Consider the following 23,724-nt stretch of genomic DNA (forward strand, 5'->3'; position numbering starts at 1 on the left):
ATATAAATAGAATTCATGAGTTTTTGTTAGTATCTCTCATTCATTAAGTTACCTGTTACATTGTATTTTAATAGATAAAATAAAAACCAACACGAATTGTTGTTGGTTTTTAGCTTTTGTATCGAGTTTTAAGGATTAAAAATATTATTCTTGTGATTCATACCCCATTTGCTGTAAAAGCTGCTTAGCTGACGTTAAACTTTGTACTGCTTGTTGCTGCCAGCTGATTATGTTTTCAAGAAATGGCTTAAACTCATCAGGGGCATCGTCTCTCATTACAGGCAGCCATTCCGTTACTTCTTGATCTCTTTTAAGTCCATTGTTTACACATGAAACCAATATACGAATGATTGTCTCATGCGTTTCACCGTTCTGCAGACGTGTTGCACTTCCTGCTGCTGTCACTCGATGATATGAAGCTGGGACTAGACTGTTGTGCATTTCAGCATTTCCTTTTAGGTCTGCTGTTGCCGGGATAACAAATAATTGAGTACTCATGGAACAAACCATTTCCTCGGCATATAAGCTTTGATTTAGAAGTTGCAAAACAGCGGTCCAATCCTGTCTATATCTATAAGAATTCAACACCTTCACCCACTTTTAAAAATTCATAATATCATATGAGGTATGGGTGTTTTTGTTTCAATTTAATTTAAGTTAATTCATCACTGCTCCAATAAAGGCAGTTTCAACAATTTATCATCTCCTTCTCGCGGAGAGCCTCTTCCGTCCCGGTTATTCGTAATCGTATATAATGCGTTACCTTCAATCAGCACATCACGCATTCTCCCTGCACTTTGAAAAAAAGTATCGACCGTTTTCACAGTCAGATCAAACACTAAAATTTGTTCACCGCGTAAATTCGATACATAGATTTTGTTATCTGTAATGGCCATTCCCGATGGAGCCCACGTGACATCCCCTGAATGAAAGATCGGCGAAACCATGCCAGATTCTTGTTCATCACCTTCAATAACCGGCCAACCGTAGTTTTTTCCAGGCTCGATTAAATTAATTTCGTCATGTGCAGACTGTCCATGCTCAGAGCTATAAAGATTTCCGTTCTGGTCCCAGGCTAGCCCTTGCGGATTTCGATGGCCATATGAATAAACAAGAGAATTATTAAATGGATTATCGCCCGGAATCTTCCCATCCATCTCCATGCGTAAGATCTTCCCAGCTAACGTTTGAAGGTTTTGAGCATTTTCCGGATTCCCTGCATCGCCAGCGGTAGCGTACAACTTCCCATCAGGGCCAATTTTAATTCGTCCGCCGTTATGGATTCTGCCTCCTGGGATTCCATCGAGAATGATTCCTTTTTCCGTCCATGTATTACCGGTCAATTCCAGCACAATTATTCGGTTAAAAACAACACCATCCTCTCTATAGGTATGGTACGCAATCGCTTCTCGGGAAGTATCAAAGTCAGGGGCAAGTATGAAACCTAACAAACCTCCCTCTCCACTGTGCAGAATTTTCTTTGTAACTTCCATATTTTGAACCGTTTTTGTTCCGCTATCACCATCAACTTTGACAATATAGCCAGGTCGTTGGCTTAAATAAAAGGTGTTATTCTGTTTTGTAATATTCCAGGGTATGTCCAAATCTGTTGTAATCACCTCAGCTTGTCTTGCAAGAACTTCTACTGTATCCTTCTCGCTTTCCTCGGATGTATTTTTGCCATCATTGAAGCATCCTTGAAGTAATAAAACCGAAACTAAAATGAATAAAAACCTTTTCAATGCCAACACCCCCATTTCATAATTTTCATCCCTAAAAATAGTTTAGCCAGATTATTAATGAATCTAACAAACGAACTTTATTATAAAAAATTATACCATTTTAATGAGATTGCTTCTGTTTTACAAAATGAAAAAAGGAACTCCATACTGCGAGCTCCTTCTTAAAACTGATCCGATTATAAGATAAATCCCATTCACTCTTCATATCGTGATAACTACTTTCCCTTGAGCGTGTCCTTCTTCAAAGTACCTAAAAGCCTCGGATACTTCACTTAAATTGTAACATCTATCAATAACAGGTTTTACTTTGCCGGTCTCAAGAAGTTCTTTCACATAAATTAGATCCTTTTGGTTTTGCCTTTATAAGAAGGTACTTATCTTCTTACTCCCTGTCATTGATATCCAAGGACCTAGAAACATAGCTTGGGACAATTGAGAGCTTGAACCTCCTACATGAATAAAAATCCCATTAGGTTTTAATGCTCTTTTATAAACTGAAATTGGCTGAGATCCATTAACACCAAGAATCAGATCATACCGGTCAATCTTTCCAAAAAAATCCTCTTTCGTATAATCTATTATATTGTCTGCACCATTTGAACGCGCAATGCCTAAGTTTCTGGAACTGCATACAGCTGTTACCTCTGCTCCAAATGATTTTGCAACCTGAACAGCAAATGTCCCTACACCGCCAGAGGCACCATAAATCAAAACTTTTTGACCTGTCTGGATTTTACCTTTATCTCGCAGACTTTGAAGGGCAGTAACTGCTGCCATCGGTACCGCAGCGGCTTCTTCGAAAGATAGATTGGCTGGTTTCATTGCTAATGCACTTTCGGCTGCAGATACATATTCAGCATAACCACCCCACCCACAACTTGATAGATCACCGAACACTTCATCACCCGGCTTAAACTGTTTTACATCTTTTCCAACAGCTTCCACCCGCCCGGCTATGTCACCTCCGGGTATTGGGTATTTTGGTTTTGTGAGACCGAAAGCAAAGCGGGCCAAGAACGGTTCTCCTTTTAAAAGAACCAGATTGCCATAATTTAAGGATGATGCATGAACCTTCACTAGTACTTGATTGTCCTTTGGAATAGGCTTTTCTACTTCTTCAAATCGAAGTACATCAGGTGAACCATATTTGTTACAAACGATAGCTTTCATAACATTCCCCCTTTTTAATAAAGACAACTAAAGACCCATTAATTAAAGATATTCATTTAAAAGTATGAAAGACTTATTGATAAAGAAACATTTGGTATTAGTTAATCGAATTCCCTTTTTTAGCGACTGCTTATATATCTAGGCAGTTTCAAAGCCAAATGCGCATCTTGCTTTAAAAAAGTTTTATGACTGGGCATTTAAACAAGCAATATCTATTTGATAGCCATTGTTTATAGAAGGGGAAACTTTTAAAAAGGAGATTGAATTATTTGGAGTTAGAAAAATTTGTTGATCCTCTTCCCATTCCTTCTATAATTATGCCAAAGGAACAATATAAAGGGGAACCGTTGTATGAGGTACGTATGATCGAGACACTGCACAAGTTTCATAGAGATCTGCCTGCAGCAAAAGTATGGGGCTACAATGGGCTAGTGCCTGGTCCAACATTTAATGTTGAAAGAAATCAGTCTATATATGTGAGATGGACAAACCATTTACCCCTTAAGCATTTTTTACCTGTTGATAAAACGATTCACGGAGCAGTTCATAATCCCGAAGTACGTACCGTTGTCCATTTGCATGGAAGTCCATCAGAACCAGACAGTGATGGTCATCCTGAAGCATGGTTTACGAGAAACTTTCGGCAAACAGGTCCTCACTTTAAAAAAGAAATCTATCATTATCCGAATTCAGAAAGGGCATCTTGCCTTTGGTATCATGACCATGCACTCGGTATTACCCGCTTAAACGTGTATGCAGGTCTTGCAGGTCTTTACTTTATTCGCGATAAGCATGAAAGAACACTTCCGCTTCCAAAAGGAAAATACGAAATACCGCTTGTCATTCAAGATAAATCCTTTAATCCAGATGGTTCGTTGTTCTATCCTGCCCAGCCAGAAAATCCGACACCCAATATACCATACCCTTCTATCGTCCCAGCATTTTTAGGGAATACCATTACCGTCAACGGAAAAGTTTGGCCATATTTACAAGTGGAGCCCCGAAAGTACAGATTTCGCCTCTTGAACGCTTCTAATACTAGAACATATAAATACCAATTCAGCAACCATATACCATTTTATTTAATTGGGACGGATGGCGGCCTTCTTGAACGCCCCATCAGGGTAGAAAGTTTAGATGTTTCACCAGCCGAACGCGTTGATATCGTTGTTGATTTTTCAAAGCTAAAAGGACAAAGCATTTTATTGCAAGATGGTTTTGAATTAGGAAACCCAACTGGTGCTATCATGGAATTTCAGGTGACTAAGCCTTTATCTTTTCCTGATCAATCAAGAGTCCCGCTCCTCTTAAGCCATATAGAACCTCTTTCGTTAAATTGTGTAAGAAAAGTAAGACGCTTAACATTACAGGATTCTCAAGATGAATTTGGACGCCTTATGCTATTGTTTGATGATAAAACATGGATGGATCCAGTAACAGAGACACCGTTGCTTGGTTCTACAGAAATATGGGAGCTAGTGAATCAAACTCCTGGGATTCATCCTATTCATATACATCTGGTCAATTTCCGTGTAATTGATCGTTACGATGAGAACGGAAATCTAGTAGAACCTCTCCCAGCAGATTTCGGTTTGAAAGATACCGTTCTCGTAGCAGGAGGACAAACGGTTCGAATTATTATGAAATTCCAGCCTTATTGCGGGGATTATGTATGGCACTGCCACCGTTTAGAGCACGAAGATCACGACATGATGAGACCGTTAACAATCCTGCCTTGTGATTTTTCTTCTAAATCTAATTCTGGACACCATTCAGACTGATACTTTGTATAAAACTTGAAAGGCAACACCCAAGTACAGGGAGTTGCCTTCTTTAATAATTTTATTTTGCATTTTCATCAGGCTGATGGATTCCAAAAATATTGCCCTCTGTATCTATGTAATATCCTTGCCACGCCATTCCTGGGAGAGCATATTTTGGCATAGCAACCTTACCGCCCTGCTCTAGAATCTTACTCTCTGTCTTGTCGTAATTTTCTACTCCCATTGTACCAGTAAAGCCATTTACAGGTTGATTAGGTTCTGGCGGTGCACTTTGCCGCTTCATTAGAGCGCCATTGATCCCTGGTGTATTCTCGTCACCTGTTACCGCTCCAAAATATGGCAATCCTGCGTACTCACTCCAATCCTGAAACGCCCAACCAAACACTTCTCCATAAAACTTCATTGCTCGTTCCATGTCATCCACATGAATTTCAAAATGAATTAATCTTCCCATGATTAACCTCCTTTGGTTATAAAATAATCACCACTTAAGTCATTCCATGCATTTCCTAATAATTCCTCTTATATTATGGGTATTTGTGAACGAAAAAGGCACCTCCAACACTAAGATCGTTCGTTGGGGTGCCATTCTTTTTGCAATGCAAGAAAATTTCTTGCTTATGCTGCTTTTTCAATTTTTATTTCTTTTCCTTCTTTACGCCACTCTTTATATTCAGCTGCAGCAGTAAAAAGTACGTCTGTCGATGAGTTCAGAGCGGTTTCAAATGAGTCTTGCAGCACGCCAATGATAAAACCTACTCCAACTACCTGCATAGCCACATCACCTGGAATTCCAAATAAGCTGCAAGCTAGTGGAATCAGTAATAATGAACCGCCAGCAACCCCTGAAGCACCGCAAGCACAAATAGCTGATAGTACGCTAAGGAGAACTGCCGTAGGAAAATCCACCGCAATCCCTAGTGTATGAACCGCTGCAAGTGTTAAAACGGAAATCGTAACTGCAGCACCTGCCATATTAATCGTTGCCCCTAAAGGAATGGATACAGAATAACTATCCTTATTCAAACCAAGCTTCTCACATAACTTCATGTTTACCGGAATATTGGAAGCTGAGCTGCGTGTAAAGAAAGCTGTAATCCCGCTTTCCTTTAAACATTTAAAAACAAGCGGATATGGGTTTTGTTTTATTGCTAAGAACACGATGGCTGGATTCACGACTAACGCGACGAAAACCATGCAGCCGATCAATACAGCAAGTAACTTCCCATAACTCAATAATGAATCTATACCGTTTGCTGTAATAGATTCAAATACTAAGCCCATGATTCCTAACGGCGCAAACTTAATCACCCAAGTAACGATTTTAGAAACAGCGTCTGAAACATTGGAGATCATTGTTTTAGTCGTATCCTGTGCCTTTCTTAAAGCAAGACCTAAAAGTACTGCCCACGCTAAAATACCGATATAGTTTGCGTTAACAAGGGCATTAAAAGGATTATCAACAACGTTCATCAGCAATGTTTTGAGTACCTCAACAACACCTCCAGGAGGCGTTACACCTTCCGCTCCCTTTCCAAGAGTCAAGCCTACAGGGACAAGAAAACTTGCAAGAACGGCTGTTAATCCTGCCAAAAATGTTCCTAAAAGGTATAAAAAGATAATTGATTTCATGTTTGTTTGATGGCCCGCCTTGTGTTGGGCGATAGCCGACATAACCAGGAATAATACCAGCACAGGTGCAATAGCTTTTAGAGCACCTACAAATAAAGAGCCAAAAATAACAACAGGTTTTGCTGCTTGCGGAATCGTTAAAGCAAGGATAATACCTACAATCAATCCTATAAGGATCTGTTTAACAAGACTCAACTGATTCCACTTTTTCAGTATACTTTTCATAGATGTCATCACCAATCTAAGTTAGAATTGTAAAGCTGTTTAATCTCAAAAAACCTGCAATAAACTAAAGTCTTTTATAAGGGAGCAACAATGAAGGTACGCCTAATATATTCCACCTGAAAAAGACAATTGTCTTCCTAATAAATAGTATTATAGTGGGTATTTTGATAGATTACAATTTATTTATAAAAGTTGTAATTATTTGAATATTTTAAATAATTATTGCTGGTTCTGAAGATGATATTGATTTCCGCTCCAGGTTGTTCGCTTTCCTATTAGAAATGAACTAAAGAAAACACCTCAGTGGTTATTCCTGAGGTGCCTCTTATCTAAAATACATCCGTGATAATTTTTCTTTTAGTAAATTCCCACCGCATCAAAACCTTCGTTAACAGCAGTCTCTTCCGCACTTCCTTCACCATACAGATCGCTTGCTGACTGAACGAGCGCCTGGCGAGCGTCGCTAAAATTGGAATTTGAAGTTAAATAAACAGATAAAGCACGATAATAAATCTTTCCTAATTTTTCTCTTCCAATCTCTTGGCCAATCAAGTATGCTGCATGGTTTGTAATGGAAGAGTTAACATGAACACCACCATTATCTACATTAAGCGGCATGTTATAAAATTCATCCATATGAGCGGGATACACTCCACTGCCGTAAGCTGCTCTTTGCGGATTACTTACGACGACGCTGTTTGGATCACTTAAGCTGCGCAGCCTTGTTACACCATCCGCTTTTGCAGCTGGCGCCATAATGTCCTCGCCCATTTCCCAATCACTATCATCAACGAGTGCACCAAAAACGTCAGCGAATGATTCGTTCAGTGCTCCAGATTGATTTCGGTATGCCAAGTTCGCAGTATGGGAGATCACACCATGAGTCATTTCATGGGCTGCAACGTCAAGGCCGGCTGATAAAGGAATGAAAAACTCCCCATCGCCATCCCCATAAGCCATATAACGCCCATTCCAGAACGCATTATTGTAATCGACACCCATGTGTACATAAGAATTAATTGCCATTCCTTCTCCATCCAGAGAATTGCGACCATGTTCGTTTAGATAATACTCATAAACTTTCTCAGAATTATAATGAGCATCTACGGCCGCTCGATCATAGTCGCTTATGAAGGACGCAGAATTCCCTGTATATAGGGCGTCATTGCTGGAGTCCCAATCAGCTGTAGCATCATACGTGAAAATTCCTTCGAGATTCTCATGAGAGTAGTCCGCTAAAGCAAATTTCGTGCCTGAATTATCTTCCTTCACACGGGTAATATGCAGGTTCCTGTGCTCACCATGCACACCTTTTCCAGTGCCATTTTGCGTTTTATTTTCCTCAGCATGCATCAAGCCATTAAACTTATCAATCACTTCTCCTGACTTTGCATCAACAAACACAAACCAGTTTCCAGGCTCATCACCCATGAAGTTAACATTCACTTTATAAGCTGTATGATTTTTATTTTTAAAAGGATAAACGACAAGCTCAGCAGTTGGGTCATATGTCAGTTCTTCTGGAGCATTAACAGACGATAATGCAGCTTGAAGTGCTGCTTCACTGCTGAGAGAAGCAGTTGTATCCACTTCCTCAACAGTAAGAGTCTGATTTGTTCTGCCGTTCACAGATACTACTTCATTATTTTTATTAAAATGTGCAATAATTTCAGATCCTTCTACAGGAATTCCATTGATTGCTTGAGTAAAGCGGACATGCGTCATGCCCAGTTCATCTCTTTGTACACTTTTCACTTTTAGATTTTTATCAGGATTGTTGATCCCGATCCTATCTTGATTTTTCTTCAAGTAATTCAAGGCATTAGAAGGACTGCTAGAAGAGAACTTCTCCGCCGAACGCTCCTTCACAAAAAAAGGAACACTCGCTTTTTCATTCCACTCTTTAGAAGCTTGTACACTACCTTCACTAGAGTTAATAGGTTGTGCAAGGACGTTTACGGGAATTGAGCCTACCAACAGCGCTGACGACAAAAGTACAGGTGCTAAAAGCTTTTTCTTCACTATGTAATACCTCCTATTAATTGGATAGTAATCATTATAGAGGAGAAGAAAAAGTTTCGAATGAACAATAAGAATTATCTTAATTTTACAAAAAATATAAAATATAGCTAATTATTTTAGGGTTGTGTAGGTAGAATATACCAAATAGGATAAGGGAAAATCACTGCTAAGTAATTTATAAAAGCATAAAAAAGAAGGAGTTAGCAGGTTTTTATCCTGCTTTTCTCCTTCTTCTAACCAATCTTTATTCTGAATTTTGTTTTAGTAAGTGTGAATTATAAGCTTCATTACTTTAGAACTAACTTTGCGTAAACAGTTTCCAATGCCCTTCGGATACAACTTCGACCTCTCCATCGATCACTTTGATGGCGGTTTGATCATCAATCGCGTATGCAGGCCCCTGCATACCAGCTGCCCATTTCTCTGCAGCAGCCATCGTGTTATACGGCAGCATCTCGTGATCCACATGGGGGAACATTGCAAAATCGACCAGACTCAGCGTCTTATCACCACCGTTGGGTGGAGTCCAGCCAACGAAGAATTCCCCAATGTTAGGTGCCATCACCATGCTCCCAGCACTCATTCCCACATAGACTGAACGCAGCGACGGCAAAAGGTCTGCCAGCCCGGATTGCCGCATCCAGTGGCACAGGTAGAGAGCGTCGCCTCCCGACACCAGCAGGACGTCCGTCTCCCTGACCAGCGGCACCCAGCGATCTTCATCGATGCTTGGCAGCGCTGTGAGCTCCAGAACGCCCACTGACTTCCACCCTAAATTAACCATGGGATTCTCTCCTTTCCCGCTGATGAATTCCCAAGTTTTCACGCCTGGTCCGACCCAAGGATGTCCGTACATCGCAGTGGGAATGCACAGTGCAGTGCAATCGGCGATTGGCTTGTCCAGCATATCAACTAGCGCGTCGTGTATGCTTTTGTTATTAACGCCTGCAGATGTAAGCAGTAATTTCATAACGTAACTCCTCCTTGTCGTTACAATATTCTGATTGTATATTTTATTCTGCAAGGGCTTTCGTCTTCCTCTATCCCATAACTTTTTAGTCATTTTTAAAGGACTTGCACTCTAGTATTGAAGTGAAAAATAAATAAACAAAAACAGTATGTAACCCATGAGTTTCCATACTGTTTTTAACTTTATATTCTATTTGTTTTTATAAGTCAGCAGTCTAAGTTATCAAGCAATTCACGCACTTCATCTGTCGATTTTGTGTTCATTAATTGATTTCTTAATTCAGCAGCTCCAGGGAATCCTTTGACATAGATCTTGAAAAAGCGATGAAGACCTGTGATTGAACGCGGTACTTCTTTCGCATATTTATCCTGTAGGTCGAGCTGCAGTCTTAAAAGATCAAGATATTCTTGGCTGCTGTGCTCTCTTGGCTCTTTTTCAAAAGCAAAAGGATTTTTAAATATTCCCCGGCCGATCATTACACCATCAATACCGTATTTCTCAGCGAGCTGCAGCCCGACTTGACGGTCAGGAATGTCACCATTAATTGTTAGCAGTGTATCTGGTGCAATATGGTCACGCAGTTTTTTAATTTCCGGAATAAGCTCCCAATGTGCATCTACTAAGCTCATTTCCTCTCTTGTACGTAAATGAATAGAAAGGTTTGCAATATCCTGTTTTAAAATATGCGTAAGCCACTCCTTCCACTCATTAACTTCCTTGAAGCCAAGTCGTGTTTTCACGCTGACAGGCAATCCGCCCGCTTTTGCTGCTTGAATAAGTTCTGCCGCAACATCCGGACGCAGAATAAGACCGCTCCCTTTACCTCTTTGTGCGACATTTGGTACAGGGCAGCCCATATTTATATCAATGCCTTTAAATCCCATCTCTTTCATGCCAATGCTCATTTGGCGAAAATATTCGGGATTATCGCCCCAAATATGTGCCACTATCGGCTGTTCATCTTCCGTAAACGTTAAACGGCCGCGGACACTTTTCATGCCCTCCGGATGACAATAGCTATCCGAGTTAGTAAACTCTGTGAAAAATACATCCGGCCGGCCGGCTTCACTTACGACATGACGAAAAACTACATCTGTCACATCTTCCATTGGTGCAAGCACAAAAAATGGACGCGGTAAATCACGCCAAAAATTATCTATCATTTCAAGCTCAAATCCTCTCACTATGGATACAACTTTCAAATCCCTGTAAAAAATATTCTTTCATACTTATATCATGACTACTAAATGTTTATCAAATACTGTCCATTTATAATTTATGGAAATACTTAAGAGCGAAATACTTACTTGGTTCTGAATGAAGTCATCACAAACAAAAAAGCCTCATCCACCAAGGAATAAGGCTCCTTAAAGTTATGAGAGTACAAGCTTCGCAACCGCTTCAACATGCGTAGTCTGCGGGAACATATCAACGGGCTGTACTTCTACCGTTTTAAATCCACCATCTTCTAAAACACGGAGATCACGAGCCAGAGTAGCTGGATTGCAGCTTACATACACCACTCGTTCAGGTCTCATTTCAATAATCGTTTTTAATAGTTCTTCGTCACAGCCTTTACGCGGCGGGTCGACTACGATCACGTCTGGCGTGATGCCTTGTTTCTTCCACTCAGGAATCACGTCTTCTGACTTACCGACAGCGAACTCTGCATTGGTGATGTTATTTAATTCTGCGTTTCGTCTCGCATCTTCAATGGCTTCTGGTACAATTTCTACTCCGTACACTTTTTTTGCTTTTTGTGCGAGGAAAAGTGAGATTGTGCCTATCCCGCAATACGCATCAATTACCGTTTCGTCACCGCTCAGCTCAGCGTATTTTAACGCTTGATCGTAAAGTACTTTCGTTTGATCAGGATTGATCTGATAAAACGATCGAGCTGATATAGCGAACTTGATGTCACCGATAAAATCATGGATATATTCAGCACCCCATAATACTCGTGTTTCGTCACCAAAAATAACATTCGTGCGTTTAGAGTTCACGTTTTGCACGATAGATTTAATCTCTGGAAGTGCTTTGATAATGTCTTCAATAATCTTTTTACGCTGCGGCAGATCTTTGCCGTTGGTGACCAAAACAATCATCAAGTCACCAGTAGTTTTACCATATCGTGCGATGATATGGCGGAGTACGCCTTTGTGTTTTTGTTCATCATAGGCTGTAATATTGTACTTGTTTACGATTTCTTTTACCGCTTGTACAGCATCATCGTTCGTATCGCCTGTTATGATGCAGCTGTCCATTTCTACGATTTCATGGCTGCGTTTTTGGTAAAAGCCTGTGATAATGCGGCCGTCTCGCTCACCTACTGGAACTTGTGCTTTATTTCGGTAGCGCCAAGGCTCGTCTCCCATCCCGAGTGTTGGCAATACGGGCACACCCTCAAGTTTTCCGATTCGTGTGAGCACATCTTCTACCTGCTTGCGTTTATATTCAAGCTGTCCTTCATATGACAGATGTTGCAGCTGGCAGCCTCCACACCATTTGTAGATCGGACATGGCGGTTCAACTCGTTCAGGGCTCGCTTCTATAAGTTCTTCCATTCTACCGAAACCGAAACCCTTTTTAACACCAACAACCTTTATCTTTGCACGCTCTCCTGGCAAAGTATTCGGTACAAACAAAGTAAACCCATTAACGCGCGCAACTCCAGCGCCTTCATGGGTTAAATCCACTATATCAACTTCATAACTCTCATTTTTATGAACAGGCAAATCAGCCTTTGTCATTTTCATCGTCCCTTTTTGTCCACTATGCTTTTCTGATTGTAGCACAACTGCTTATGGACACCAAATGACAAAATATAAAAAGAACAGACCCAAATGTTCAGGTCTGTTCACTGTTCATTAATTACCAGCTGCTTTTACAGCTTCATATGCATTCACGTATCCAGCTCCTACTTCATGTAGCTTATAGCCAGCCATCGGATCAGCTGTTGATTCTAATAATTGTAGGATTTGATCCGGTGTTAAGTTTGGATTTGCTTCGAGCATTAATGCTGCAACACCCGAAATGTGAGGCGTAGCCATGCTTGTACCGCTCGCGGTTGTGTAGTTTGCAAGGTGTTCTGGCGCAATATATTCTGCATCTGTCACTGAACCAAGTGCGTTCATGACAACACCAGTTTTTGATTTTGTAGAAACGATATCAACACCTGGTGCTGTGATGTCCGGGTGAAGCAGGTTATCTCCTTCAACTCCTCGAGATGAGAAGTCTGCCAGCTGCTTGTCCTTTGTACCGGCAGCAACCGAAATAACCCAAGGTGCTGCAGAATATGGATTTAACGTGTTGTCGTCTGGCCCTTCATTCCCTGCTGCGAACGTTACGACCATTCCAGCATCGTGCGCTTCTTTACTTGCCACGTTGATTGGATCGTTTGCTGAGTAATCACCTGTTGTTCCCCAGCTGTTTGAAATGACATCAATGCCATACTCTTCCTGATTTTCAATCGCATAGTTAAATGCTTCAAGTGCCCAAAAGATGTTGATTCCTTCGCCTGTGCCAAGACCTACCAGCTTTGCATCTGGTGCTACACCTGTATACAACCCTTCACTTGCTGTTCCAAGTCCTGCGATTGTTCCAGCAACGTGAGTTCCATGACCAGAAGAAGTATCAGTGTTTTGAACATTTTCAAGGTAAAGCGGTTCGTTCGAGAACAAATCACCCGCTAAGAATTTTACGTTTTGAATAACTTTTTCTTCCCCAAACGGCAGATCTGGATGTGTTGCATCGATTCCACTATCGATTACAGCTACGGTAGTGCCTTTCCCTGTATAGCCTAACTCGTTCCATACACGCTCAGCCCCAATTAATTTACGGCTGTCTTTCATTAAAAAGTTCAGGTCTTTGTTATGGTAGACCGATACTGCATCTAAACTGCTAGAAAGCAGTGATGTAATCTCAAGCTTTGTTCCTTTAACAGCAACCATCGGCAGTTTGCTGAACGTTTTTGTTTCTAAGCCAAGATTTTGCAGTGCTGTTACATCCGATGAACTCGGTAATGACTCATATGTAACCACCGCTTCTACCAGTGTGTTTGATGTGAGATCACCAAGAACTTTCGTCAACTCAGTGTCTACCTCTATTCCAGCCACCGCCTTCGCATTTTGCTCTGGCAGAAAAAAAGCTGCAGCCATCATAACTGTTAAGCACAGCGCAAAAAACTTTTTCATAATCAAACCCCTCCACTTCCTTTTTTATGAATTGTTTTAATTTTCTAACATAATAAAGGAAGAGACAATCATGCAAAGGGGATAAATCGCATTACTGTAAATGGACTATACAGATATATCGTTTGATAGGCTTTCCCGTGCGACGATAATGGTATAAAGGTCATTAATCGTCTTGTATTCCTTCGTAATTTCAATCGGAAAGTCACTCTTAATTTTGTAAAAATCACGAGTAATATCCGTCCCGATCGCTGAAGTGATTTTGTTTAGGAATCTTCTAACCACATTCGGTTTCTGATTGGAATCTATAAATTTATCAAATATCAATAACGTGCCGCCAGGGCTTAGACAGTTCAAACTTTTCTCTAGTACTTTCTCAGGATGCTCTACAACACTTAGGATTAAATTTAATACGATAACATCGAACTTTTGATTTCCGAAATCCATGTCTTCAGCATTCATTTGGAGCAGTGTAATATCCCAGCTGTTCTTTTTACTCTCAGCAATTCTTAACATATCTTCAGAAAGATCAACACCTGTAATTGATGCGCCTGCAGGCAGGAACGGAAAATCCTCGCCTGTACCAACTCCAACTAACAATAAAGAGTCCCCTTTTCGAACTTCAATTTCAGAAAAAGCTTGCTGACGAGCCTTTCGAAAAAGACGGTTGCCCATAAACTTATCGTAGAAAGGTGCAAGTCTTTTATATTTCTGGATATTTGAGTAGTTTTTCATATTTAATTTTCCCCCATTAAAAAAGAACACCTAATAGCTCTTTGCTTAGGTGTTCAGTCTCGTTAGATTATATTATGGTTTGATTCTTTCTTTTGGTACTAATAACTCGAAGTGGTGATGCAGGTTTTCGAATTCACCTGGCAGAATTCCGCCCAGTTCCCCGTCGAGGTTGATCTGCATCTTTTCGCGAGGTGTAACTTTAACACGCTTCGCTTTTTTGTAGATAACATGATCATCGTGAATGTGTTCGCCGCGAATCGCAAGGGATGCGATACGGACAAACTCAGCAAGGTTTGTTTTCTTTAAGATGATCACATCGAAAAGACCGTCATGGAATTCAGAAGATGGAGCAAGTTTTTCAAACCCTCCAACTGAGTTTGTATTTGCTACTAAAAACAGCATGATCTCGCCTTCGTACTTTTCCTTGTCATCGAATTCAATCTCAACATACGTGGGACGAATTGATGGAAGCATTTCGATTCCTTTAAGGAAATATGCAAGCTGGCCGATCATCGTTTTGAGCTTGCTCGGCACTTCATAAGTAAGTTCAGTTATTCGCCCGCCGCCAGCAATATTAATAAAGAACTTATCATTTACTTTACCGATATCAACCGGCATGTGAGTACCGCCGCACAGAACATCACAAGCACCTTCGATCGTTCGCGGTACACCTACTGCACGCGCAAAGTCGTTTGTCGTCCCCGCAGGAATGATGCCAAGCATAGGACGATTCTCTAGCCCTGCAAGTCCGTTTACTACTTCATAGATCGTTCCGTCTCCGCCTGCTGCTATGACAAGGTCAAAACCTCGTTCCCCAGCAAGGAGTGCCGCACGTGTAGCGCAGCCATCTTCAGGTGTAGTGGCATGACACGATGTTTCATATCCTGCGTTTTCAAGTCTATCTAAAATATAAGGAAGCTGTTTCTTTACCGTTTCTCTTCCTGAACTTGGATTATATATTAGTCTTGCACGTTTCATATCTTTCACCTTCGCTGTTTGACTTCTATTAAAAGTTTTAACGTAAATCTTTCGCTGTATAACCGCAAAAAACAGTCCGTGCATGGACTGCTTCTAAGGATTCCTCTTATATTATAGTGATACATGTCCTAAAAAGCAAAGCTGTTTGTATGCTGCATGTGTTGAAATTGTGTCTGAATTGTAGGGGGTCTGTCCCGGGACAGACCCCCTACAATTTTCAAATAATTCTTGTGAAAATAAAGGAGTTTCATGTCTCTTTATGGAATTTTCTAGGCGAGGAGTGTGTAACATGGAGAAACCTGCATTAGAAATTTCCTTATCAACACCTGCGGATTACCCCGGGCTTGTTGAAATTGATCATCTCGTTTGGAACACAGAAACAACACCAGCACCTGATATTCGATGGGATTCACCTGAAGATTATGGCAAGCAGTTTCCTGCCGGCAGTCAAATTGTCGCCCGATGCAACGGAAAGGTCTGCGGATACATTTTTTATAAAGATGTGTTTCCAGTCCCTTCTAACCTGCATGTAGCAGATCTGGCGATGGCTGTTCACCCTGATTATCATGGACAGAACATCGGGTTTGAGCTCATGAGGGCAGTAGAGAAGCTGGCGCGGGACAACGGCAAAACTAAGCTTTCTTTACGCGTATTATCAACAAATGAGAAAGCTATCCGCTTTTACAAAAAATGCGGCTACCAGGAGCAAGGAAGATTAGTCGGAGAATTTTGCTTAAACGGTCGCTTTGTCGATGATCTGCTTTTTTATAAGCATATCTAAAGACTGCATTCATAGATTAACTAATGCACCACTAAATCTAGGAGGTGTTTTCAAATGTTTTGGGTTTTTATTTTATCACCGCTCGCTGCAGTTCTCTTGCTTTTTGCAATTGTGCATTGGAGAACGAAACAGAGGTATAAGAGATACAATGCAAAATATGAACTTGAGGAAAACGTAAGTGATCAAAACAAAATTAACAATGCAGCTGCCTGGAACTCTTCCCAGCAAAATCACCATTCTGGCGGTGGCGGAGGAGGATTTTAAAAAGACGGGATGCCGATCCTGTCTTTTTTCACGCTTAAATACTGAAAGGAGCTGCACATGGCACACAAAATAGCGATATCTGGAAGCACAATCATGTCTGATACTTCCCTGTTACATGACCTTTTTATAGATAAAACGAGTCATATCGAAATAGGAGAATTCGAGAATGAAGATGCTTATCAACATTTTTTAAGCATGGTTAAAAAGTCGAACAAAAGCTTCGGACTTCATTCACCCCTTTTTCGCAATGACAGCAAATACGACCTTATTGAATACGTGCAATATGAACCCGACAAGTCATGGATTCAGTTTGAGATCGAAGTAAAGCGGATGGCTGAAGCTGGGGCAGCATACATACTTGTTCATTTCCCTTATTTTCAAGATGAATCAAAAGATCCTAACTCTTTAATAGAGGAAGGACTACAAAGGCTTTCTCTCCTTCAAAAAAAGTATAATCTGCCAATTGTCTGCGAACCAAAACTAGGAATGGGGAGATCCGCAAAAGGCATCGAGTATCTTCATAAGTTTCCTCTGTCCGTTTGGGAAAAGTACGGACTGAAGCTTTGCATTGATATCGGTGATTATTTGCTGGCTGCTGCAAAGTTATCTATGAACCCGCTAGACTTAATTCAAAAATGGCAGGATTACATTAAAGTTGTTCATCTTCATAATATTGAATTCATTGAAGAGAAATACATTTGGATCCCCATTCATCCATCACATGAGAGTGATGATGTTTATTTTCCGATAAAAGAGATATTGAGTTTCATTGCCAAACAGAACAATATTTATTGGGTTTTAGAACATACGCCGCATTCATGCCCGAAGCAAGAATTCGTCGTGGAAGGCATAGAGTGGTTAGTGAAAGATATTCTAAAAATTGAATAGTGAAGATGGAGGATGCAACAATTGAAACATTTAAAGATTGCCTTATTTCTTGGTTTATTAGGTTTACTTGCAGGAGCTTTTGTAGTGCCTTTTCAGCTAGAATCGTTGAAAAACACATTAACAGCAGCTGAGTATGCCAAAATGATGGATGCCTTTCCATTTCCACTGCCAGTCATGATAATTATCGCTTCTCTTCAAATTGGAGTTTTGACTACTATAGTAAGCTGGATTGGTTTAAAGCTTACCGAACGCACAGGCCTGACACTTCCCTTGCTTAGGGCGTGGATTGCTGAGAAAAAGAAACCTGTCATCGACCTGGCTGCTTTAAAACTCGCTCTTATAGGCGGCGCAATCGGATCTTTTTTTATGATTCTAACCGATTTGTTTTTATTTCAGCCTCACATGCCCAAGCTCGGAAATAGCGAAGGTGCCGTATGGTGGAAAGCCACACTTGCGGGAGTATTGTACGGAGGTATTGTTGAAGAAGTTCTGATGCGCCTTTTCCTGATGACATTAATTGTCTGGCTATTATCTTTCATATTCAAAAAATCTAACGAAACCATCCCTTCCTCTTTTTACTGGATTGGAATTATACTGGCTGCCCTTCTTTTTTCCGCGGGACACCTGCCAGCTACAGAGGCTTTATATGGAGAGCTCAATAACATAATCATAGCCCGTGCTTTTGTTTTAAATGGAGTTCTCGCTGTTTTCTTTGGCTATCTTTTTTGGAAGAAAGGTCTGGAATACGCGATGATTGCGCATATGATGCTGCATGTGGTTACACAGCTAGTCTTGCTGCCGTTAATAAAGCTAATTTCATAAGTTTTGCAAATACTGGATAAGATCCAGTATTTTTTTTGAAGAATTTAAACAGACTTATACGTCAAATTAAATAAACATGTTTTTTAGGGGGAATTGTTTCAAATAAATGTCGATTATTTTACAATTATTTCAAACTATTTTAAGGATTGAGGTGTAATATGAATTTTTCATTAAAGAGTTATCTGAAAAGACTTAGGTCTATTATTCTGGGAATCTTAATAATCGGCATATTGCCTGCTCTTTTATTCGGTACCAATACTCAGGTTGAACAAAACGTTTGGGAATACTCAATTAGAAACCTGAAATATCCGCTTTTTCCTGACGTGTTTGAAAAGTATCAATATTCCATGACTATTTTCTTTGCTGCTTTGCTTTCGGGTTTGGTGGCTGCTCTAATTCTTACTTTCTTTACAACACTTCTGCCAAGATTTCTTCAGCGCATTGTATACGGATTATTAACATTCTTGGAATCACTGCCCGATTTATTTATTGTGGTTGTCCTGCAGTTTACCGTTATTTACATCTATCAATCTACTGGAATTCTAGTAGCTAATATTTCAAACGTCTATAACAATCCGATCTACCTTCTGCCGATCCTTACTCTCGCAATATTGCCTACCATTCAGTTATTTAAGATTGCTTTGCTGCTAATGAAGGATGAACAGCATAAACCTTACGTAACAGTTGCAAGAGCGATGGGTCTCAGCCGTTTTTACATTACGATCGTACACGTTTTCAGAAACATTCTTACGAGTCTTGTCCAGTATTACAAAACGATTTTTGTATTCATGCTTTCCAATCTGTTCATAGTAGAATATGTGTTTAATTTGAATGGCATAATGAATGTTCTACTATACACGAAGGGTGTAGCCTTTATGGTAACCGCACTTATGATCGCAATCCCTTTTTCTTTTTTGTTTGAGATTGCGGAAAGTAATACCATTAAGGTAAATAAACAAGAAGAGGAGGAAGCCGCATGATTTTAAAACTATTTAAACAGCCGCAGGCTATAATAGGATTTCTTTTTATAACAAGTTTATTGATTTTTAGTTTTTATTGGCCCAGCATGCTGGATGTTGATAAAACAGAAGCTTTAAAGCTGCAGGATTTTTTATATGACGATGATGGGAGAATAATAGATGCTCCTCCCTATTCACCATCACAAGTTCCTCCGTTAGGCTCGGATATGTTTGGTAAACACATTTTTTATCAGGTAATCGATGGAGCAAAATATACTATTCTAATCGCACTGGGTATCGCTTTGTTTAGAATTCTGTTTTCAGTTGGCATCACCTTAATTAATCCGAAATCTAACTTTTCTTTTGTAAATGATATTGTTCAAGCAACTCTTTATCTTCCAACTGCTATTTTAGCCTATATCTTCATAAATTCTTTAATAATGAAGCAGTCAATGGAGCCTATGAGTACTATAAAACTAATCCTGCTCCAGTGCCTTATTTTAATTGGCGTTGGTGTGCCGCCATTAATTTCAACCTTCTCAAATGAAATTAAAGCTATTTTAAAAAAAGATTACATTACTAATACATTTGCATTAGGGTCAAAGAAAGTTTATGTGTATTACAAACACGTACTTCCTGAGCTTTCCACAAAATTAGTTCTTTTATTTGCTCAGCAAGTTGTTCAGACGTTAATACTCATGGCGCACCTTGGTGTTCTTGCCATTTTCATTGGTGGTTCAGCTATAGTCGTTTTGGGAGACATTTTCGCCCCAATGCCAGTAGCGATTCCTTTAGCAGGTGAATGGGCTGGTATTATCGGAATGAATTTCGCAAAAATAAAAGCCGCTCCCTGGGCTATTTTAACTCCACTGACTTTCTTTGCAATGTTGATTTTCGCATTAAATCTAATTATTCAAGGAATCCAAAACTGTCTAGAAACAAATAAATCGTAAAGTGTGGTGAAAGATTATGGATCAGCATATTCTACAGATTAAAAACTTAAGAGTTTCTTTTAATAAAAATAAACAAAAGACTACAGCAGTTAATGATGTAAGTCTTCAAATCGAAAGGGGACAGACAGTTGCTCTGATCGGAGAATCTGGTTCAGGCAAAAGTATTACCTCTCTTTCTGTTCTGCAGCTTCTCCCTTCAAATGGCCAGGTGGAGAAAGGTTCTATCACCTTTGATGGTAATGAACTTCTTAAGAAGCCTGAAAAAGAAATGCGTGAAATTCGAGGCAATGAGATTTCTATGATTTTTCAGGACGCCATTGCCTCACTTAATCCCGGCATGAAAGTCGGCTTGCAGATTACAGAAGGACTTAAATATCATAAGTTAGTTTCAAAAGAAGAACTTAAATCAGAAGCACTTCAATTGCTTGAACAAGTCGGCTTTAAAAACCCCGCACAAATCTATAACCAATACCCTGATCAGCTTTCTGGCGGGATGAAACAGCGCATCTTGATTGCGATGGCAATTTCATGCAAACCAAAGCTCCTCATCGCTGACGAACCGACTACAGCACTGGATGTTACGATCCAAAGGCAGGTACTCGATCTAATCGAACATTATAAAACTGATCTAGATGCCTCTGTTCTGCTAATCACACACGATTTTGGCGTGGTTGCGGAATATGCTGACTGGGTTTACGTCATGTTAGGCGGTCATATTGTAGAGTCGGCAGATGTATATACGATATTTAAAAATCCTGTACACCCTTATACGAAAGCTTTGATCGGCAGCATCCCTAATCCCGAAAACGGACAAGAGCGCTTAAAGAGTATTCAGGATTATACCTTTGAAGATACCGGCTATGACGGCAGAAAATTTGCCCCTGCAACGTATACCTATGAAAGCAGCTCTTTTGATGCTCCTTCTTCATTAATTGAAGTAGAACCAATGCATTATGTCCGGTTTTATGATGATGAAAGGAAGGTAGTTGCGATTGGATAATCTACTTGTAAGAGCTCAGAATCTATCTAAATATTTTACAGACAGCTCTGGTGTTCATAAAGCAGTTGATGGTGTTTCACTAAACATCCATCGCGGAGAAACGCTGGGTGTTGTTGGGGAATCAGGATCAGGAAAAACAACGCTCGGACGCACCATTATGCGTTTATATAAGCCAGAACATGGACAGATCTGGTTTGACGGAAAAGAAATAACGAAGCTAAATGACGGAAAGCTCAGACCCTACAGAAGAGAAATTCAAATGATCTTTCAAAATCCATATGAATCGTTAAGTCCCCGTTTAACCGTTGGGGAAATTCTTGAAGAGCCCTTATATATTCAAAAAATAGGGACAAAAAAAGAACGGATGGATAAGGCGATAAGTATGCTAGAGAAGGTAGGTCTGCCACGGAACTCTTATAGCAGAAAGATACATGAATTTTCCGGTGGCCAGCGTCAAAGAATAGGAATCGCACGTGCGTTGATTCTTGAACCAAAGTTCGTTATAGCAGATGAGCCCGTTTCCGCACTCGATGTTTCTGTTCAAGCTCAAGTGTTGAATCTCTTAAAAGATCTGCAGGCTGAGATGAATCTAACATGTCTGTTCATATCGCATGACTTAAGCGTCGTTCATTACATGAGTGACCGTGTAGCGGTTATGTACCTGGGGCATTTAATAGAATTAGCTCCAAAAGAAGAGCTGTATCGCAACCCGATACATCCGTATACTAAGTCACTGTTGTCTTCCATCCCTGTGCCAGACCCAGAGCGGCGCAATCCATATCGCGAGCCGATCATCCTTCCAGAAAAGCCGCTATACCCGCCACAGCTGGTACATGTCGGAAACGAGCACTATGTATCGGCCAATATGATCAATATAAAAGATTTTGAGATTGAAAATACAAAAAAACAAGTAAGCTATATTTAAAATAGGAAGACTGGCTGATTGCCAGTCTTTTCTTTTTTATTGCTTTTAGTTCGCAATGTCGGAAAGTCTATAAATGCAACTTTACGGCTTAGAATAATAAATTACGGCTTATAAGCTCCCTACACGCTTTATCATCTATTCCTCAAAATTACAAACATACTCACTGCCATAGCTCCTACTCCTAAAACCAATGAAAATATCAATCCAATCCATGCCATAAATAGATCATCCCCTGGATAAGCTGGCTTGAGTGTTATGTAATGCCAGATAGCCCATATCATTAAGATAAGGAAAAACGAATTCCCCACGCATGCCATCTTAATCTTGTCTTTATCATTTCCATCCCAAATCTCAGAAATGAAAAGCCATGTGAAAATGCTAAGCGGTATGCACAATAAAAGACCCAGTATGGTTCCCATCGGCAAAAAGAACACGATAACAAAAGCTATACCAAACAACGCAGTATTGGCAACAAATAACGCTGTTCCTGCTAGCCAAAAGTTATGACTTAACAGACTGCCCTTTAATTTGTAGCTGATGTTTGTTAAAAATCCAGCTGATGACCCAGCTTTTTGTTTGCTTAAAAGAATAACCGTTAAGATCATCGCAGCAATTAATAAAATCGACATCTATTCACCACCCACATTTTTACAATTTACTAATCTTATAATATCATTAAAGAAGAAGATAAGATTACTTAAAGGAGGTGGCAGGCATTATAAAATTTTTTATTCTATTTTTTGTTATCGCTATAGCAGTTGCCATTCTGATTAAAAAGGCATCAAAACCCAGATACTTAAAGATCGCTGAAATGACGAATTTGCCTCCAGAATTAGGCGTCAATAAAAATCTGCATCTTGAAAAAAGGGTCCAGAAGCTAGAGGCTTCTCTTCCCAGCGAGTTTAAAGAAAGACTTAAACGCCGATATCTATCCGAGCACCCTAAAGCTACAGAAGCTTATTTTGAGGCTTGTTTTTATGAGCTTAAACGCTTTTTCATCATGTGCTCTTTATTGAATAATGTTCTGATGTTCAGCAAAAAAGTTGATGCCATCTGGCACGAGATGCTGATGTATACGAAGGAATATGAGAAGTTTTCGTCAGACCTTTGCGGTGAGCACATTCATCACGCACCGAACGATACAGTAACACCTGATCCGCACGGCAGGGCATGGTTTGATCTTTTATATGCTAAGCTTTTTGCATTTACGGAATTCACGCCTGTCGCATGGGGTACTTTCTTTCAAAATCCGCTACACCCAGGACTTTTAGAAGAGCTGCGTACGCTTTCCGTTGAGGACTTAAGCAGAAGATATTTTAGAGAAAATGTTGATCAGGATACTGTTCATGCATTGCTTACAGAAATTAAAAATGAAATCGAACGGTTTAAGAAAGAAAATGATCCCTATAAAGGCTTAAAGCTTTCACCAACCGCGATTGATAGTGCTCCCATCCTTGCCGGAGCCATGCTTTATTATTCCTATCACCATTTTGACGAGTATGAGGGTCATATGGGAAAATTGAACCCGGCAAATAACTACTCTGGGAATTCAACCGCGTGTGGCAGCAGCTGCAGAAACGATAACCATGACAGCAGCTGCAGCGGTGATGGTGGAGGAAGCAGCTGTGGCAGCAGTTGCGGCGGGGGTTGTGGAAGCAGTTAATTTGTAAGACCCTTATCTACA

Annotated in this window: 22 protein-coding genes and 1 pseudogene; 10 read left to right on the forward strand and 13 right to left on the reverse strand. The window is 40.2% G+C overall.

The genetic code is table 11. The features are described from left to right. Positions 1-144 precede the first annotated feature (144 nt). The 3 genes and pseudogenes from UN64_RS17180 to UN64_RS17190 form a co-directional block, all read right to left on the reverse strand. A complete protein-coding gene (locus UN64_RS17180) occupies positions 145-498 on the reverse strand; it encodes a hypothetical protein (RefSeq protein ID WP_245802070.1) in 354 nt (117 codons plus the stop codon). 167 nt (positions 499-665) lie between these two features. Further along, on the reverse strand, positions 666-1,751 hold the full coding sequence (locus UN64_RS17185; RefSeq protein ID WP_306460387.1) for a PQQ-dependent sugar dehydrogenase: 1,086 nt from the start codon (positions 1,749-1,751) through the stop codon (positions 666-668). A gap of 192 nt (positions 1,752-1,943) precedes the next feature. Continuing rightward, positions 1,944-2,912 (reverse strand): annotated as a pseudogene (locus tag UN64_RS17190) (NAD(P)-dependent alcohol dehydrogenase). A 269-nt stretch (positions 2,913-3,181) separates the two neighbouring features. Between UN64_RS17190 and UN64_RS17195 the strand changes: the two are divergent. After that, entirely contained in the window at positions 3,182-4,693 is a 1,512-nt protein-coding gene (locus UN64_RS17195; RefSeq protein WP_077365054.1) for a multicopper oxidase family protein, read from the forward strand. Between the two features lie 61 nt (positions 4,694-4,754). Here the strand turns inward: UN64_RS17195 and UN64_RS17200 are convergent, their stop codons facing one another. The 9 genes from UN64_RS17200 to UN64_RS17240 form a co-directional block, all read right to left on the reverse strand. Next, the gene (locus UN64_RS17200) at positions 4,755-5,150 is read right to left on the reverse strand and encodes a VOC family protein (protein ID WP_077365056.1); all 396 of its coding nucleotides are present in this window, start codon (positions 5,148-5,150) and stop codon (positions 4,755-4,757) included. A 164-nt stretch (positions 5,151-5,314) separates the two neighbouring features. Then, positions 5,315-6,553: a serine/threonine transporter SstT gene (gene sstT, locus UN64_RS17205; protein WP_077365058.1), complete on the reverse strand. Its 1,239-nt coding sequence runs from the start codon at positions 6,551-6,553 to the stop codon at positions 5,315-5,317. A gap of 357 nt (positions 6,554-6,910) precedes the next feature. Next, on the reverse strand, positions 6,911-8,575 hold the full coding sequence (locus UN64_RS17210) for a M4 family metallopeptidase (protein WP_077365060.1): 1,665 nt from the start codon (positions 8,573-8,575) through the stop codon (positions 6,911-6,913). A gap of 298 nt (positions 8,576-8,873) precedes the next feature. After that, positions 8,874-9,545: a Type 1 glutamine amidotransferase-like domain-containing protein gene (locus UN64_RS17215; RefSeq protein WP_077365062.1), complete on the reverse strand. Its 672-nt coding sequence runs from the start codon at positions 9,543-9,545 to the stop codon at positions 8,874-8,876. 206 nt (positions 9,546-9,751) lie between these two features. Then, on the reverse strand, positions 9,752-10,708 hold the full coding sequence (locus UN64_RS17220) for a tRNA dihydrouridine synthase (RefSeq protein ID WP_077365218.1): 957 nt from the start codon (positions 10,706-10,708) through the stop codon (positions 9,752-9,754). A 210-nt stretch (positions 10,709-10,918) separates the two neighbouring features. Continuing rightward, on the reverse strand, positions 10,919-12,295 hold the full coding sequence (rlmD, locus tag UN64_RS17225) for a 23S rRNA (uracil(1939)-C(5))-methyltransferase RlmD (RefSeq protein WP_077365065.1): 1,377 nt from the start codon (positions 12,293-12,295) through the stop codon (positions 10,919-10,921). A 117-nt stretch (positions 12,296-12,412) separates the two neighbouring features. Next, the gene (locus tag UN64_RS17230) at positions 12,413-13,738 is read right to left on the reverse strand and encodes a S8 family serine peptidase (protein WP_077365067.1); all 1,326 of its coding nucleotides are present in this window, start codon (positions 13,736-13,738) and stop codon (positions 12,413-12,415) included. Positions 13,739-13,843: 105 nt separating this feature from the next. Further along, positions 13,844-14,470, reverse strand: coding sequence for a class I SAM-dependent methyltransferase (locus UN64_RS17235; RefSeq protein WP_077365070.1), 627 nt, complete (start codon positions 14,468-14,470; stop codon positions 13,844-13,846). Between the two features lie 72 nt (positions 14,471-14,542). Beyond that, positions 14,543-15,448 (reverse strand): diacylglycerol kinase, encoded by a 906-nt coding sequence (locus tag UN64_RS17240; RefSeq protein WP_077365221.1) that lies wholly within the window; start codon positions 15,446-15,448, stop codon positions 14,543-14,545. A 289-nt stretch (positions 15,449-15,737) separates the two neighbouring features. On the opposite strand from UN64_RS17240, the gene UN64_RS17245 reads away from it, so the two are divergent. The 8 genes from UN64_RS17245 to UN64_RS17280 all read left to right on the forward strand — a co-directional run bounded on the left by UN64_RS17245 (position 15,738) and on the right by UN64_RS17280 (position 22,040). After that, the gene (locus UN64_RS17245; protein WP_077365073.1) at positions 15,738-16,229 is read left to right on the forward strand and encodes a GNAT family N-acetyltransferase; all 492 of its coding nucleotides are present in this window, start codon (positions 15,738-15,740) and stop codon (positions 16,227-16,229) included. 54 nt (positions 16,230-16,283) lie between these two features. Beyond that, positions 16,284-16,493, forward strand: coding sequence for a hypothetical protein (locus UN64_RS17250; protein WP_077365076.1), 210 nt, complete (start codon positions 16,284-16,286; stop codon positions 16,491-16,493). Positions 16,494-16,550: 57 nt separating this feature from the next. Continuing rightward, the gene (locus UN64_RS17255) at positions 16,551-17,381 is read left to right on the forward strand and encodes a TIM barrel protein (RefSeq protein ID WP_077365079.1); all 831 of its coding nucleotides are present in this window, start codon (positions 16,551-16,553) and stop codon (positions 17,379-17,381) included. A gap of 21 nt (positions 17,382-17,402) precedes the next feature. Continuing rightward, positions 17,403-18,203 carry a CPBP family intramembrane glutamic endopeptidase gene (locus tag UN64_RS17260; RefSeq protein WP_171978957.1) on the forward strand — a complete coding sequence of 267 codons (801 nt, stop codon included), beginning with the start codon at positions 17,403-17,405 and terminating at the stop codon, positions 18,201-18,203. A 158-nt stretch (positions 18,204-18,361) separates the two neighbouring features. Next, entirely contained in the window at positions 18,362-19,183 is an 822-nt protein-coding gene (locus tag UN64_RS17265; RefSeq protein WP_077365085.1) for an ABC transporter permease subunit, read from the forward strand. Next, positions 19,180-20,115 (forward strand): hypothetical protein, encoded by a 936-nt coding sequence (locus tag UN64_RS17270; protein WP_077365087.1) that lies wholly within the window; start codon positions 19,180-19,182, stop codon positions 20,113-20,115. The genes UN64_RS17265 and UN64_RS17270 overlap by 4 nt, the downstream gene beginning before the upstream one ends. Positions 20,116-20,131: 16 nt before the next feature. Then, positions 20,132-21,115 carry an ABC transporter ATP-binding protein gene (locus UN64_RS17275; RefSeq protein ID WP_077365090.1) on the forward strand — a complete coding sequence of 328 codons (984 nt, stop codon included), beginning with the start codon at positions 20,132-20,134 and terminating at the stop codon, positions 21,113-21,115. After that, positions 21,108-22,040: an ABC transporter ATP-binding protein gene (locus UN64_RS17280; RefSeq protein ID WP_245802071.1), complete on the forward strand. Its 933-nt coding sequence runs from the start codon at positions 21,108-21,110 to the stop codon at positions 22,038-22,040. The genes UN64_RS17275 and UN64_RS17280 overlap by 8 nt, the downstream gene beginning before the upstream one ends. A 131-nt stretch (positions 22,041-22,171) precedes the next feature. On the opposite strand, the gene UN64_RS17285 is transcribed toward UN64_RS17280, so the two are convergent. Beyond that, the gene (locus UN64_RS17285) at positions 22,172-22,669 is read right to left on the reverse strand and encodes a hypothetical protein (protein WP_077365096.1); all 498 of its coding nucleotides are present in this window, start codon (positions 22,667-22,669) and stop codon (positions 22,172-22,174) included. Between the two features lie 77 nt (positions 22,670-22,746). Here UN64_RS17285 and UN64_RS17290 point away from each other — a divergent pair, with 77 nt between their 5' ends. Then, positions 22,747-23,703, forward strand: a complete 957-nt coding sequence (locus UN64_RS17290; RefSeq protein WP_077365099.1) for a glycine-rich domain-containing protein — start codon at positions 22,747-22,749, stop codon at positions 23,701-23,703. Positions 23,704-23,724: the final 21 nt, after the last annotated feature.

This window comes from Fictibacillus arsenicus (assembly GCF_001999465.1).
Lineage (GTDB): Bacteria > Bacillota > Bacilli > Bacillales > Fictibacillaceae > Fictibacillus > Fictibacillus arsenicus.